The following is a 13,637-nucleotide window of genomic DNA, read 5'->3' on the forward strand; positions in this document are numbered from 1 at the left end:
GGAGAGCCTAGCCAGTGGCGCAGACGCCGCCGTCACAGCCCGGCGGGCGGTACGACCAGCCCTGGCTCGGGTCGTACGACCACCCGTCCGCCCGCGCGTACGCCTGCCCGCCCCACTGCCCACCCCGCCACTTGGCGGCGGCCAGCGCCGCGCCCTTGGCGAGCCGGGCCCCGGCCGGAGTGCCGAGGCGATGCGCGAGTCCCCGGTGCTCGCGCAGCGCCCACAACGTCACGATCCACGCGGCCGGTCCCTGATACACCTGCCCGGCGTCACCCACGACGGTGATGTCCTCGAGGGTGGACCGGTGGTCCAGGCCAGGGAAGCGCCGCAGCGCCTCGTCGGAGCCGGCGGGCACGAACTCCAGCGGGACCAGCTGCCGCTGGCGGGCGAGCCAGTCGCGCAGGTGGGTGCAGAGCGGGCACGCGGCGTCGTACAGCACGGTCAGCCCGCGGACCGGGACGCGCGCGGCGTCCCGGCCCCCGGCGGCGGTCGCGGTGCTCATGCCCCGGCCGTCGGGGCGACCCAGCCCTGCGGCGCGACCGGCGGCGTCTGCTCGCGCTCCATCACCCCGCGGCGGCGGATCCGGTTCAGGACGTAGACGTTGGCCAGGTGCATCACGCCGAGCACCAGCAGCACCACGCCGAGCTTGGTGGACAGGGCCTCGAAGACGCCGCGCGTGTCGGTGACGGTGTCGTCGTCGCTCAGGTAGAGGGCGACGAAGCCGAGGTTGACGAGGTAGAAGCCGACCACCAGGAGGTGGTTGACGGCGTCGGCGAGCTTCTCGTTGCCGTGCAGCACGTCGGCCAGGAAGACCCGTCCGTTCCGGCTGAGCGTGCGGGCCACCCAGATGGTCAGACCGATGCTGACGACCAGGTAGATGACGTAGGCGACGACCGTGCGGTCCATGCCCCCCACCTTTCTTGAACGCGTTCAAAAACGCTGACAGTCGGAACTGTAGCGCTGTTTTTGAACGTGTTCAACATCAGGGTGGGGTGGTGGGGCGTCAGGGGCGGCGCCCCAGCTCGGGCCGCTTGGTGTAGTCGGTGAAGCCGATGACGTTGCCCCACGGGTCGGCGATCTCGACCGCCCAGCCGGTGGCGACGGGGGCGGGCTCCTCCAGCGGCGCGATCCCCGCGCCGGCGAGCACCAGGGCCGCCGTCCGCGCGTCGGGCACCTCCAGCCAGACGCGGGGGGAGGGCCAGGGTGGCGGCCGGTGCCCGAGCTCGTCCTCCTGCCGGAGCAGAATCCCCGGCGTCTCGCCCCCGACCTTCAGTAGCGCGATCCCGGCCTCGTCCAGCCGGAACCCCACCGAGAACCCCGCCCGCTCGTAGAACGCCACGGCCGCGCCGAGGTCCCCGACGGGCAGCAGGACGTTGTCGAATCCGAGCAGTTCGTACGACTGGTCATCTGACATGTCGTCAGATTAAGGGCCGTCCCGTGCGGCACGGCCCGTCGACACGACGGTCAGCGCTCGGCTTGCCCGTCCTGGAGGATCTGCGCCACGTCCAAGGTGATCTCGGCGCCGATGGAGTCGGGCAGAGTGGCGAGTTCGCCGGGGGCGTGGACCCGATGGTTCGCATAGTCCTCCCCCGCCGGATCCGTCAGGACGTGGAGGCGCTGGTGCTTGCGGTCGATGATCACGTAGACCGGAACCTGTGCCCCGGCGTACGCGCCGACCTCGGTCTTGAGGTCGGAACGCCAATCGCTGGAGGTCACCTCCAGGACCATGCGGAAGCAGACCGGGTCGTAGCAGCTGTTCTCGACGTAGTGGTCCTCGTAATCGGCGTCCGCATCGTAGGCCGGGCACCACCCGCCCGTCGTTTCCCCGCAGCTCACCCGATGGTGTGGCATATGCCAGAGGCCCCTTCTCCGGATCGGAGAAGGGGCCTCTGCGACGTACGGCGTACGTCCTACGGCTCAGTACCGGCGCGTGATCAGCGCTCGCTTCACCTCGGCGATCGCCTTCGTGACCTCGATGCCGCGCGGGCAGGCGTCCGTGCAGTTGAAGGTCGTGCGGCAGCGCCAGACGCCGTCGCGGTCGTTCAGGATCTCCAGACGCTGCTCACCGGCCTCGTCGCGCGAGTCGAAGATGAAGCGGTGGGCGTTGACGATGGCCGCCGGGCCGAAGTACTGGCCGTCGTTCCAGAACACCGGGCACGACGAGGTGCACGCCGCGCAGAGGATGCACTTCGTGGTGTCGTCGAAGCGCTCGCGGTCCTCCGCGGACTGCAGCCGCTCGCGCGTCGGCTCGTTGGTGTCCTTCGTGATCAGGAACGGCATCACGTCCCGGTACGCCTGGAAGAACGGCTCCATGTCGACCACGAGGTCCTTCAGGACCGTGAGGCCCTTGATGGGCTCGACCGTGATCGGCTTCTCCGGGTTGATGTCCTTGATCAGCGTCTTGCAGGCGAGGCGGTTCCTGCCGTTGATCCGCATGGCGTCCGAGCCGCAGATGCCGTGCGCGCAGGAGCGGCGGAAGGTCAGCGAACCGTCCAGGTCCCACTTGATCTTGTGCAGACCGTCGAGGACGCGCTCCTTGGGGTCGATCTCCAGCTCGAAGTCTTCCCAGGTCGCCTCCGCCGAGACCTCCGGGTTGAAACGGCGCACCCGGAAGGTGACGGTGATGTAGGGCGACGCGGCCCGGGCGTCCGCCTCGGCCTTGTCCAGAACAGGGGTAGCCATCAGTACTTACGCTCCATCGGCTGGTAGCGGGTCTGGACGACCGGCTTGTAGTCGAGACGGACGGTTTCCGACCCGTCGGCGCCGACCTCGCGGTAGGCCATGGTGTGGCGCATGAAGTTGACGTCGTCGCGGTTCGGGTAGTCCTCGCGGTAGTGACCGCCGCGGGACTCCTTGCGGGCGAGGGCGGACACCGCCATGACCTCTGCGAGGTCGAGCAGGTTGCCCAGCTCGATGGCCTCCAGCAGGTCGGTGTTGAACCGCTTGCCCTTGTCCTGGATCGCGACGTTCTTGTAGCGCTCGCGCAGCTCGGCGATCTTCTCGACCGCGGCCTTGATCGTCTGCTCGGTGCGGAACACCATGACGTTCGCGTCCATGGTCTCCTGCAGCTCGCGCCGCAGCTCCGCCACCCGCTCGTTGCCGGTGGAGGTGCGCAGCCGCTCGATCTGCCCGAGCACGAACGCCTCCGGCGCCTCCGGCAGCTCCACGAAGTCCGCCTTCTGCGCGTACTCCGCGGCGGCGATGCCGGCCCGCTTGCCGAACACGTTGATGTCGAGCAGCGAGTTGGTGCCCAGCCGGTTGGCGCCGTGCACGGACACGCAGGCGACCTCGCCGGCGGCGTACAGACCCGGGACGACGGTGGTGTTGTCGGCCAGGACCTCGCCCTCGACGTTGGTCGGGATGCCGCCCATGGCGTAGTGCGCGGTCGGCTGGATCGGGATCGGGTCGGTGTACGGCTCGATGCCCAGGTAGGTCCGCGCGAACTCGGTGATGTCGGGCAGCTTCGCGTCCAGCTGCTCCGGCGGGAGGTGCGTGAGGTCCAGGAAGACGTGGTCGCCCTCGGGACCGCAGCCGCGGCCCTCGCGGATCTCCGTGTAGATGGAGCGGGAGACGACGTCACGGGACGCGAGGTCCTTCATGACCGGCGCGTACTTCTCCATGAAGCGCTCGCCGTCCTTGTTGCGCAGGATGCCGCCCTCGCCGCGGGCGCCCTCCGTCAGCAGGATGCCCATGCGCCAGATGCCGGTCGGGTGGAACTGGAAGAACTCCATGTCCTCCAGCGGGATGCCCCGCCGGTACACGGCCGCCTGGCCGTCGCCGGTCAGCGTGTGCGCGTTCGACGTGACCTTGAAGAACTTGCCGCAGCCGCCGGACGCGTAGATCACGGACTTCGCCTGGAAGACGTGGATCTCGCCGGTCGCCAGCTCGTAGGCCACGACGCCGGCCGACTTCTTGACGCCGTCGACCTCGGTGATCAGCTGGTCCAGGACGTAGAACTCGTTGAAGAACTCCACGCCGTGCTTGACGCAGTTCTGGTACAGCGTCTGGAGGATCATGTGACCGGTGCGGTCGGCCGCGTAGCAGGAGCGGCGGACCGGGGCCTCGCCGTGGTTGCGGCTGTGCCCGCCGAAGCGGCGCTGGTCGATCGTGCCGTTCGGGGTGCGGTTGAACGGCAGGCCCATCTTCTCCAGGTCGAGGACCGAGTCGATGGCCTCCTTCGCCAGGATCTCGGCGGCGTCCTGGTCGACCAGGTAGTCACCGCCCTTGACCGTGTCGAAGGTGTGCCACTCCCAGTTGTCCTCCTCCACGTTGGCCAGCGCGGCGGCCATGCCGCCCTGCGCGGCGCCCGTGTGGGACCGGGTCGGGTAGAGCTTCGTGAGGACCGCGGTGCGGCTGCGCTTGGTGGACTCGATGGCCGCGCGCATGCCGGCGCCGCCGGCCCCGACGATGACGGTGTCGTACTTGTGGATCTTCATCAGGAATACCTCAGCCCCGTGCCTAGCGGATGTTCGGGTCGAAGGTGAAGATCACCAGCGTGCCCAGCAGGATGGTGAACACCGTGGCGGTGTACAGCAGGCCCTTCAGCCACAGTCGCGTGTTCGCGCGCTCCGCGTAGTCGTTGATGATCGTCCGCAGGCCGTTACCGCCGTGCAGCATGCCGAGCCACAGCATCAGCAGGTCCCAGACCTGCCAGAAGGGGGAGGCCCAGCGGCCGGCGACGAAGGCGAAACCGACCTTCGACACACCGCCGTCCAGCACGAGCTGGATCAGCAGGTGGGTGATGACCAGGACGACCAGCAGGACGCCCGACAGGCGCATGAAGAGCCAGGTGGCCAGCTCGAAGTTGCCGCGCGTCGACTTGGGCGTCTTCTTGGTCCGCATGCGCGGGGCCTCGATCAGGGGCGCCGGGTTGTCGACCGTGTGGACGGAGCCGCCCTCGACGGGGCCGATCCCGGAAGCGGTGGTCTCAGTGGTGGACATGGGCGTCAGCTCCCGAACAGTTCACGAGCGGCGTGGCCGAGGACGGGGTAGATCGCCCCGGCCATCAGTACGGCCCACAGGCCGACGACGATCCACATCATCTGCTTCTGGTAGCGGGGACCCTTCGACCAGAAGTCGACGGCGATGACACGCAGGCCGTTGAGCGCGTGGAAGACGATGGCGGCGACGAGGCCGTACTCGAGCAGGGCGACGATCGGCGTCTTGTACGTCGCCACGACTTCGTCGTAGGTCTCGGGGGAGACACGGACGAGTGCGGTGTCCAGTACATGCACGAACAGGAAGAAGAAGATGAGGACGCCGGTGACTCGGTGAGCCACCCAGGACCACATTCCTTCCCGGCCGCGGTACAGCGTTCCAGCCGGCACGGAATAACCCTCCGGGAGCGGGGATAGGGGCCTGCCGGCTTCGGCGTCGGACGGGCCCGGCCGGGTACGGTCCACCGGCCCCCAGCATCGTAGCGATGCGGTGGCGCTCAGCCTCGCCGGGGTCTCTCGGTGTGATCAAACTGGCACGCGTATGGCTCACCGTTGGCGGCTTGCGTACCGGAATGTGGCGTTATGCGCCGGGCGCGGCGCAGGCCGGCGCATGACCGGGACGGCGGAAACCGCCGCCCGGGCCGGCCGGGGGTTTGCGCCGTCCCGGTCAGACACCCCCGAGCCGCTCGCCCAGACGCTGCTTCGCCAGGCGGCGGAGTTCCTCCCAGGCGACGATCCGCCCGTCCTCCGGATCATTGGCCAGACGTGACCGGATTCCGGCCAGGACGTGGTCGAGGGCCTCCCGCTCCGGGACGCCGTCCAGGCACATCACGAAGACATGGCCGAAGCGCGCCTCGTACGCCGCGTGGGCCGCGCGCAGGGCGGTGTGGGCCGCGGAGTAGGTCCCGGGCGGGACCGGGGGCAGGGACTCGCCCGCCAGGGCCTCGGCGAGGTCGGCGGGGGCGAGGTCGTAGGCGGCCTCGTCGGACGCGGCGAGCAGGGCGTCCAGGTCGGGGTAGGGGCGGTGGTCGGCGACCCGGCGGGCCCATCGGGGGCTGCGCAGGCAGGCGAGGAGGGCGCGGTGGACGTCGTCCTCGGGGTCGGTGTTGAAGCGCCGCAGAGGGGACGGTGCGGCGCGCGTCTGCTCGGGAAGGAGGCGTGTCACGTGGGTGTCGGCAGGGGATGGTGTGAGAGAGATGCGCTCACGTTATCCACACCGGTCACGACCTGTCCGAGGGTTGCCCCAAATTCACCCGGACGGGAGAGTTTCGTACCGTGCGGTGGACACCCTCCGGATGGTTCGGTCGTAGGTTGGCTCCATGAGCCGGCACAGGCGCAGGGCGTCGGACGGGACCGTGCGGCGCAGGGCGCTGCTGATCGGGTCGGGGGTCGTCGTGTGCGCGACGGGCCTCGGGCTGTGGGCCTCCGGCGGTGAGGGCGGGGCCCCCACGGGCGCCGTACGGCAGCCCTCGGACCGTACGTCCGCCGCGTCCGGCGAGTCCTCCGGGCCCGGCGCGGGCGCCGCGCGCGCCCCGAGCCCGACGCCGGCCCCCTCGCGCTCCTACGCCCTCTCCCGCGCGCCCCTGACCATCCCCGCCGTCCGTGAGCACGTCCCCGCGCGCGGCCCCGGCTGGCGGCCCGCGCGCGGTCACCGCGTCGTCGTGGACGACCCGGCGCTCGCCGACGAGGGCCGGCTAATCGCGGGCGAGCTGGGGATGGCGTACGCCGGGGAGCGCGGCGACGAGCGCGCCGGCGACCTGCGCCTGGGGCTCAACGCGAGCAGGGGCGCCAACCCGGAGTCGTACACCCTGACCGTGCGCGGCGGGCGGGTCACCGTCGCCGCGCCCGCCGAGGCCGGGGTCTTCTACGGCACCCGCACCCTGAAGCAGGCCGTGCGCGGCGGCGCGGCGGCGCCGGAGGGCGTGGTGCGGGACGCGCCGGCCAAGGCGCGGCGCGGGCTGATGCTGGACATCGCGCGCAAGCACTTCACGGCCGGCTGGATAGAGGACCGGATACGCGAGCTGGGCGACCTGAAGTTCAACGAGCTGGGCCTGCACTTCTCCGACGACCAGGGCTTCCGGATCGAGTCGCGGTCGCACCCGGAGGTCGTGTCCGAGCAGCACCTCACCCGGGCCGAGGTGCGGCGGATCGTGCGGCTGGCCCGGAGCCGGCACATCACGGTCGTGCCCGAGATCGACTCGCCGGGCCACCTCGGCGCCGTGCTCGCCGCCCACCCCGAGCTGCAGCTGCGCGACGCGCGGGGCACCGCGGCGACCGGCGCCGTGGACATCTCCGAGCCGGCCGCCGGGAAGCTCGTCGACGAGCTGCTCGACGAGTACGCCGGCCTGTTTCCCGGCGGGCGCTGGCACCTCGGCGGGGACGAGTACCGGGCGCTGACCGCGTCCGACCCGGAGGCGTCCTATCCGCAGCTGGCCGCCGCAGCGCGCGAGAAGTACGGCGAGGGGGCGACCGTGGCCGACCTCGCAACCGGCTGGCTCAACGACCGCGCCGCCGCCGTGCGTGCCCACGGCCGCGTCCCGCGCGCGTGGAACGACGGCTTCTACGCCGGCACGTCTGTGCGGCCCGACGAGGACGTCGAGGTCGCGTACTGGACCGGCAAGGAGATCGGGGCGCGCCCGCCCGCCGAGTACCTGAGCGCGGGCCGCGAGCTGATCAACTACAACGACGAGTTCCTCTACTACGTCCTGGGCCAGCCGCAGACCTTCGTCTACCCGACCGGGCAGCGCATCTACGAGCAGTGGACCCCGCGGGTGCTGCGCGGCACCGAGCCGGTCCCGGCCTCCTACGACGACCGCATCCTCGGCGGCTCCTTCGCCGTCTGGTGCGACCTCGCCGGCTCCCAGACGCAGGAACAGGTCGCCGCGGGCATCCGGATGCCGCTGCGGGCGACCGTGCAGAAACTCTGGAACCCGGACGAGCCCGGCCTTTCCTGGGCGGACTTCCGGAAACTGGCCGACCGGCTCGAGTGAGCCGACCGCCCCCGGATGGCTGAAAACGCTCTCTCGTGGACCCCAGTGACACTACGGCGGCGTAGCGCGCAGTAAGGGGAAGTGCGGGCTCCGTAAGGAAGGCGCCCCGGAAAGCGAGGCGTGATGAGCCTGGTGGAACTGATCGCGCAGGCCGATGAGCGAGGACTCGCCGCGTGCGGTCTGGCTTGTTTGGATCGGTGCGTGCCCCTGCTGGGCGGTGACGACGAGGTGCTGCGGCCCCTGTGGGCGGACCTGGCGGCCGACGAGGGCACGGCCGGCGGCGGGGCGGTCGGCGGCGGGGCGTGGGGCAAGCTGTGGGAGCAGGCGCGCGCCGAGCTCGGCGGGCCCGACGGCCACGACGAGGCCACGCTCCTCGCCCACCGGATGCTGGCCGCCGCCCCCGCCACGCCGGACGGCCCCGAGGTGCGGACGTGGGCCGACGCCTGCTCCGTCGCCTCCCTGCGCATCCACCGGCTCCTCGACCCGGCCGAGGACGCGGACTCGGTCGACGCCCGCCGCGAGGGCCGCACCGAGGGAATGTCGCCGCTGGTCGCCGCCGAGCTGAGGCGGCAGACGACCGTCCTGGAACTGCTCGCCGAGCACGGCACGGGCGGGCTGCGCCGGGCGCTGGAGGTGTCGGTCGAGGGACGCCGGGTGCTGCGCGCCGTCGTCTCGCGCCGTGCGCGCCTCGCGTGAGACGCGGGGCGTCCCCTTCATGAGACGCGGGGCGTCCCTTTGCGTGCGCGGGCGCACCGACGTCGGCGTGGGGCGGCACGACGGCGGCCGACGGCGTAAACCCCCGCGCGCGGGCGGATCCTGTGACCGTCCCGCGGCGACGGTGGGGCAGTACCGCGCCGGTTGTGCGCAAGCGCCCGATCCGGGTGACGAATCGGGGCGGCGCAGCGCTCTTTCCCATGTGACGATCGTGACGACTCAGCAGGAGACCAGGCCGTCGGCCGCCGCCAAGCCGGTCCGGTGGGCCGCCGACGCCGTGGTGACGATGCGGGAGGGCGCGCGGCTGCGCCTCGACTACTCGGCGCAGAGCCTGTGGCGCGTCGACCGGATGATCGACGAACTGCGCCGCGAGGGCACGCCGTACGAGGCGGTCGAGAACGTGCTGCGCGGACTCGGGGCGTACGCCGGGGAGGTGATCGTCCGGCAGACCGGCGCCGAGTGGTGGGCGAGCGGCGGCGATCACTGGGTGCGCACGCCCGACGGACGGATGTGGGACCCCTTGGAGGAGGCCCGCCGGTGCTTCGCGGGCGGCGACGGCTCGCTGCGGCTGCTGTGCCGGGACGCCACGGCGGACGTGCACCACGGCTGACGCGGGGCCCGTTCCCGCGACCGGTCGCGGGCGGGCCCCTTCCCGCGACCGACGCGCGAACGGCCGGGTCCCCCTTGTCCGACGCGCGAACGGCCGGATCCCCTCGTCCGCGAGGGGTCCCGGCCGCTGCGGTGCGCCGCGGTCACGGCGTTACGGCGTCAGGGTCTGGCCCAGCCGGACGGCCGTCGGCATGCCGAGCATCGTCCTGCTGTAGGACAGGGCGTCGGCGTACCCGAGGCCGGTGCTGTTGCTGGGCACGTGGAGCAGGACGCCGTTCGAGCCGTCCTCGCCGTCCGCGCCGAAGGTGAGGTCGGCGCGGCCGTAGCCGGACAGGTCGGTGAGGGTCACGGAGGAGCCGACGCGGTCGTCGGTCTCGGTGGAGCCGGGGATGCCCGAGGTGTCCTGCGAGATCATCACCGAGCCGGTGCCGGTGAGACCGGACGACGTGCCCCTGATCAGGGTGACGCCGCCCGCGTTGATCCGGTTGACCTCGGCGCGGGTGAGGTTCTCGCCCGGGACGCCGGCCAGGACGTCGAGGTACCCGTCGGCGTTGTGGTCGCCGAGGGACACCGAGGCGCCGAAGTTGTCGCCGGACTCGTTCGCGCCGATGACGGACGGGGTGTCCTGGTGGATCACGGCCATGCCGGTCGTGGTGAACCCGGTCGACGAGCCCGGCACCAGGGTGATCTGGCCGCCGGACTTCGCGCCCGACTCGGAGGCCACCGGCTGGCCGATGACGATGTCGTCGTAGCCGTTGCCGTGGACGTCGCCCGCCGCGATGGACCGGCCGCCCCTGACGGACAGCACCCCTGCCTTGGTCAGGCCGGACGCCGAGCCGGCGAAGCGGACCACGCGCCCGGTGCCGCCGCCGTCCCGGTAGTTGAGGGCGACGTCCGCGTAGCCGTCCCGGTTGAAGTCGCCGGTCGCGGAGTCCAGGTACGCGACCGGGCCGGTGGCCGTCGTCAGCGGGCCCGTGGTGGTGGCGCCGCCGGTCAGCCGGACGTGGAAGGTGCCGCCGTTGCCGGCGCCCGCCGCGAACACGTCGGCCTTGCCGTCGGCGTTGAAGTCGCCCGCGGCCACCGTCGAGCCGAGCTTGGCGCCGGTCGCCTTCACCCCGGTCGTGCTGAACGAGTAGCCCTTGGCGAGCGTCGGGCCGTACATCACCGTGACCTGGCCGCGGTCGGTGTGGCCGCTGGAGTCGTCCTCGCCCGGCGCGCCGATCACCAGGTCGGCGTGGCCGTCTCCGGTGACGTCGCCCCAGGCCGTTGCGGTGCCGAAGCCGTCGCCGGACTCGGTGGTGCCGGGCACGCCGGAGCTGTTCTGGGTGAGCGTGCGCTTCGCCGAGAGGACCGGCCCGTCGACGCCGCCCGGGACCACGGTCACCGCGTTGGCCTTCGGGACGCCCGCGACCAGGTCGGAGATGCCGTTCCGGTCGAAGTCGGAGGTGGCCAGGGCGTGCGAGACGCCAGGCGCCTTGGCCAGCCGGCGGACGAGGTCCAGCTTGGCGATGAGGTGGTCGCCGGGGCAGGCGGTGTTGTTGGTGGCGTAGTGGCCGAAGACCCGCGGCAGCTCGATCGACTGGCCCTTCTCGACCAGGTTGCCCTTCACGCCCTTCGCGACCCCGGACTGCAGGGACACCCGGCCGGTCGGATCGACGCCGTACATCCCGAACTTCCAGGCGACGATCCGCGCGATCGCGTCCAGCCCGGCGCGCGTGGGCTTCGCGGTCTCGAAGTTGCCGATGTAGGAGATGCCGACCGTGTCGGTGTTGAAGCCGATGTCGTGCGCGCCGGTCACCGGCAGGTCCACGCCGCCGCTGCGGCCCTCGAAGATCTGGCCGCACCGGTCGACGACGAAGTTGTAGCCGAGGTCGAAGTAGCCCTGCTGGATGTGGGCCTGCTGGATGGTGCGCAGCCGGGCCGCGCTCTGCGCGCAGGACAGTTTGTTGTCGTTGTCGACGCCGGTGTGGTGGAGCGCCGCGGCCTTGATCTGCGTGCCGTACTCCGGGGTGCCGTTGTACTCGACCGCCGCGCCCCACTGGGCCTGCGTGATGATCGGCGGCTTGACGACCGTCGAGGGGACGGGGGCCGGGGCCGTCGGGGAGCCGCTGGGCGTCGGGGACGGGGTCGCGGTGGGGGACGCCGAGTCGGTGGGCGACGGTTCGGTGGGGGCGGGGGAGTCCGTCTGCGGCTGCGTGGGCGTCGCCGAGTCGGTCGCCGGCTCCGTCGGCGCGGGCGGCACGGGCTCCGTGGGCGTCGGGGTCGCCGAGTCCGTCGCCTCCGGTGGCACGTCGGGCGTGGCGGTCTCCGCGGCGAAGGCCGCCGGCGTCATGGCGTCCGCCGGGTCCGTGCCCGGGTCGAGCAGCTTGACGTCCATGCCGGCCGGCTGGCCGCCCGCTTCCGCGCCGCCGGCGTTCACCAGGCGCACCTCGACGCCGTCCGACTCGCCGGTCCACACCGACTCGGTGCCGCCGCGGGCGGCGATGCGCCCGCCCTCGGCGCCGTCGGCCTGGTGCGGCTCGCTCGACAGGGTCTGCCAGCCCGACCAGGCGCCCGTGGCGGCGTCCCGGGTGCGCACCTGGGGGGTGCCCTTGGCCCGCGCGTCGGGGTCGTTCCAGGTCAGCACCACCGCGCTGAAGCGGTCCGTCTCCCGCTTGGCCAGGCCCTTGCGGCCCGCGCCCCGGTCCTGGAGCTTCAGCGTGCGCACGGAGGGCTCACGTCCGGCGCCGCGCCCGGAATCCGCGGGCGGTTCGGCGATCGCGTACGTGACGATGCCCGTGCCGCTCAAGGCGACCGCCCCGATCGTCAGCCAGGCGCGTCGCTTGAGACTGAGCGGTTTGTACGCACGGGTGCTGCGTGGACTCAACTACCCCACCCCTAGTGATGGACATGGACGCACCCGTCGTCACACGGGCGCACATTCCCCCAGCGCTCATGTTTGATCAAACGTCACCTGGGGAAGCGCCCGACCTCGAGTCCACCGCGAGGAAAAGTGAACCCTTGTCCGCATACGGCATCGCCCCGCTGTGGCGAGCGCCACACATCCGGCCGGTGATGTTCCGGCCGGCGCATCCGCTGGGTCACCCGGGGGCCCGGCGGGGGCCTTCCGAAGCCGAGCGGAGGGCTGGGTCCCATGGAAAGGCCGGTGGCGGGCGCGGGGGCGCCGGGCGCGAGCGGGATGCGGCCGTACGCGGCGGCGTTCGTCGCCCGGGCGCGGCGGGGCCGGCTGCCGCTGGACTACTCCGTGGCCAGCCTGCGCGCGGTCGACTTCGTGATCGACGGGCTGCGCAAGGGCGGCGCCGACTCCGAGCGGGTGCAGGAGACGCTGCTCGGCCTCGGCGCGTACGTCGGCGAGGTGATGGTGCGCCGCGCCGGAGCGGTGTGGGTGGACCTCGACGCCGGCCCCCGCGACCTGTTCGGCCAGCCGGTCGGCGTACGGATGCCGGACGGCCGGATCTGGAACCCGCTGGGCAAGGTCCGCAACAGCTTCGACATCGGCGGGCCCGGGGAATCACTGCGCACCTTCTACCTGACCCTGCACGGCCGGGCCCGACGCGCCGTCGCGTGACCGACCCGACGCGTCGTCGCACGCTCGGGGCGCGTGACGCGCCGCCGTCCGACCGGACCCGGCGCGGCGGCGACGCCTGACGAGCTGTGACATTTCTGTGTGCCCCGGCGCTGATGACCTTGGGGGACGCGGGCACGGCCGGAACGTGTCGCGCGTTGAACTTGCCACCCGTACGAGAAGGACGGTTTTGGGCCAGGGAGGGGAAACCCGGCGCGCGCAGGCGTACGACGGGGAACTGGGCGCGGCCGTCGCGCGGGCCCAGGACGGCGACGAGGCCGCGTTCGCGGTCGCCTACCGCATCGTCCAGCCCGGCCTGCTCGGATACCTGCGCGGCATCGTCGGCGACGAGGCCGAGGACGTGGCGTCCGACGCCTGGCTGGAGATCGCCCGCGACCTCGGACGGTTCAAGGGCGACGGGGCCGGGTTCCGAGGCTGGACCGCGACCATCGCCCGGCACCGGGCGCTCGACCATCTGCGCCGCCAGCGCGTACGGCCCCGCGCCACGGCGCTGGAGCAGGACATGCTGGAGCTGCCCGGCGCGCACAGCACGCACGAGCAGGCACTGGAGACGCTCTCCACCGAACACGCCCTGTCCCTGGTGCGCGGGCTGCCCCGGGACCAGGCCGAGGCCGTGCTGCTGCGGGTGGTGGTCGGCCTCGACGGTCCCTCCGCCGCCCGGGTCCTCGGCAAACGGCCCGGCGCGGTGCGCACCGCGGCCCACCGGGGGCTGAAGCAGCTCGCCCGCCGGCTGGCCAGTGAAGGTGTGACGGATGAGGCTCCCCGGACGCTGGGTGAGTCGAAGTGAAGGACGACGGTGGA

General features: G+C 72.2%; 14 protein-coding genes and 1 pseudogene. 5 read left to right on the top strand and 10 right to left on the bottom strand.

The window, feature by feature from the left end; genetic code table 11:
- Positions 1-7: 7 nt before the first annotated feature.
- The 9 genes and pseudogenes from ACZ6KF_RS07945 to ACZ6KF_RS07985 all read right to left on the bottom strand — a co-directional run bounded on the left by ACZ6KF_RS07945 (position 8) and on the right by ACZ6KF_RS07985 (position 6,102).
- A complete protein-coding gene (locus ACZ6KF_RS07945) occupies positions 8-502 on the bottom strand; it encodes a thiol-disulfide oxidoreductase DCC family protein (RefSeq protein ID WP_356627388.1) in 495 nt (164 codons plus the stop codon).
- A complete protein-coding gene (locus tag ACZ6KF_RS07950) occupies positions 499-906 on the bottom strand; it encodes a hypothetical protein (protein ID WP_356627387.1) in 408 nt (135 codons plus the stop codon). Before ACZ6KF_RS07950 ends, ACZ6KF_RS07945 begins: the two co-directional genes overlap by 4 nt.
- Positions 907-1,003: 97 nt before the next feature.
- The gene (locus ACZ6KF_RS07955) at positions 1,004-1,414 is read right to left on the bottom strand and encodes a VOC family protein (protein ID WP_356627386.1); all 411 of its coding nucleotides are present in this window, start codon (positions 1,412-1,414) and stop codon (positions 1,004-1,006) included.
- Between the two features lie 50 nt (positions 1,415-1,464).
- Positions 1,465-1,788 (bottom strand): annotated as a pseudogene (locus tag ACZ6KF_RS07960) (Uma2 family endonuclease); the annotation flags it as partial.
- Between the two features lie 129 nt (positions 1,789-1,917).
- Positions 1,918-2,682 (bottom strand): succinate dehydrogenase iron-sulfur subunit, encoded by a 765-nt coding sequence (locus tag ACZ6KF_RS07965; protein WP_356627385.1) that lies wholly within the window; start codon positions 2,680-2,682, stop codon positions 1,918-1,920.
- On the bottom strand, positions 2,682-4,436 hold the full coding sequence (sdhA, locus tag ACZ6KF_RS07970) for a succinate dehydrogenase flavoprotein subunit (RefSeq protein ID WP_356627384.1): 1,755 nt from the start codon (positions 4,434-4,436) through the stop codon (positions 2,682-2,684). Before sdhA ends, ACZ6KF_RS07965 begins: the two co-directional genes overlap by 1 nt.
- Before the next feature lie 22 nt (positions 4,437-4,458).
- Positions 4,459-4,941, bottom strand: a complete 483-nt coding sequence (locus tag ACZ6KF_RS07975) for a succinate dehydrogenase hydrophobic membrane anchor subunit (protein ID WP_356627383.1) — start codon at positions 4,939-4,941, stop codon at positions 4,459-4,461.
- A 5-nt stretch (positions 4,942-4,946) separates the two neighbouring features.
- A complete protein-coding gene (sdhC, locus tag ACZ6KF_RS07980; RefSeq protein ID WP_356627382.1) occupies positions 4,947-5,327 on the bottom strand; it encodes a succinate dehydrogenase, cytochrome b556 subunit in 381 nt (126 codons plus the stop codon).
- 277 nt (positions 5,328-5,604) lie between these two features.
- A complete protein-coding gene (locus ACZ6KF_RS07985; RefSeq protein ID WP_469237728.1) occupies positions 5,605-6,102 on the bottom strand; it encodes a 2-oxo-4-hydroxy-4-carboxy-5-ureidoimidazoline decarboxylase in 498 nt (165 codons plus the stop codon).
- Positions 6,103-6,256: 154 nt separating this feature from the next.
- Here ACZ6KF_RS07985 and ACZ6KF_RS07990 point away from each other — a divergent pair, with 154 nt between their 5' ends.
- The 3 genes from ACZ6KF_RS07990 (at position 6,257) to ACZ6KF_RS08000 (ending at position 9,251) form a co-directional block, all read left to right on the top strand.
- Complete coding sequence (locus tag ACZ6KF_RS07990) at positions 6,257-7,927, top strand: beta-N-acetylhexosaminidase (protein ID WP_469237730.1); 1,671 nt, start codon at positions 6,257-6,259, stop codon at positions 7,925-7,927.
- 123 nt (positions 7,928-8,050) lie between these two features.
- Positions 8,051-8,623, top strand: coding sequence for a hypothetical protein (locus ACZ6KF_RS07995; RefSeq protein ID WP_356627380.1), 573 nt, complete (start codon positions 8,051-8,053; stop codon positions 8,621-8,623).
- A 229-nt stretch (positions 8,624-8,852) separates the two neighbouring features.
- Complete coding sequence (locus ACZ6KF_RS08000) at positions 8,853-9,251, top strand: hypothetical protein (protein WP_469157483.1); 399 nt, start codon at positions 8,853-8,855, stop codon at positions 9,249-9,251.
- A 150-nt stretch (positions 9,252-9,401) separates the two neighbouring features.
- Here ACZ6KF_RS08000 and ACZ6KF_RS08005 read toward each other — a convergent pair whose 3' ends face one another.
- Positions 9,402-12,116 carry an N-acetylmuramoyl-L-alanine amidase gene (locus ACZ6KF_RS08005; RefSeq protein WP_469237732.1) on the bottom strand — a complete coding sequence of 905 codons (2,715 nt, stop codon included), beginning with the start codon at positions 12,114-12,116 and terminating at the stop codon, positions 9,402-9,404.
- Positions 12,117-12,383: 267 nt separating this feature from the next.
- Between ACZ6KF_RS08005 and ACZ6KF_RS08010 the strand changes: the two genes are divergently transcribed.
- Positions 12,384-12,818, top strand: a complete 435-nt coding sequence (locus ACZ6KF_RS08010; RefSeq protein ID WP_469237734.1) for a hypothetical protein — start codon at positions 12,384-12,386, stop codon at positions 12,816-12,818.
- Between the two features lie 187 nt (positions 12,819-13,005).
- Positions 13,006-13,623, top strand: coding sequence for an RNA polymerase sigma factor (locus tag ACZ6KF_RS08015; protein WP_356627376.1), 618 nt, complete (start codon positions 13,006-13,008; stop codon positions 13,621-13,623).
- Positions 13,624-13,637 lie beyond the last annotated feature (14 nt).

The organism is Streptomyces sp. NPDC046379, from assembly GCF_055587785.1.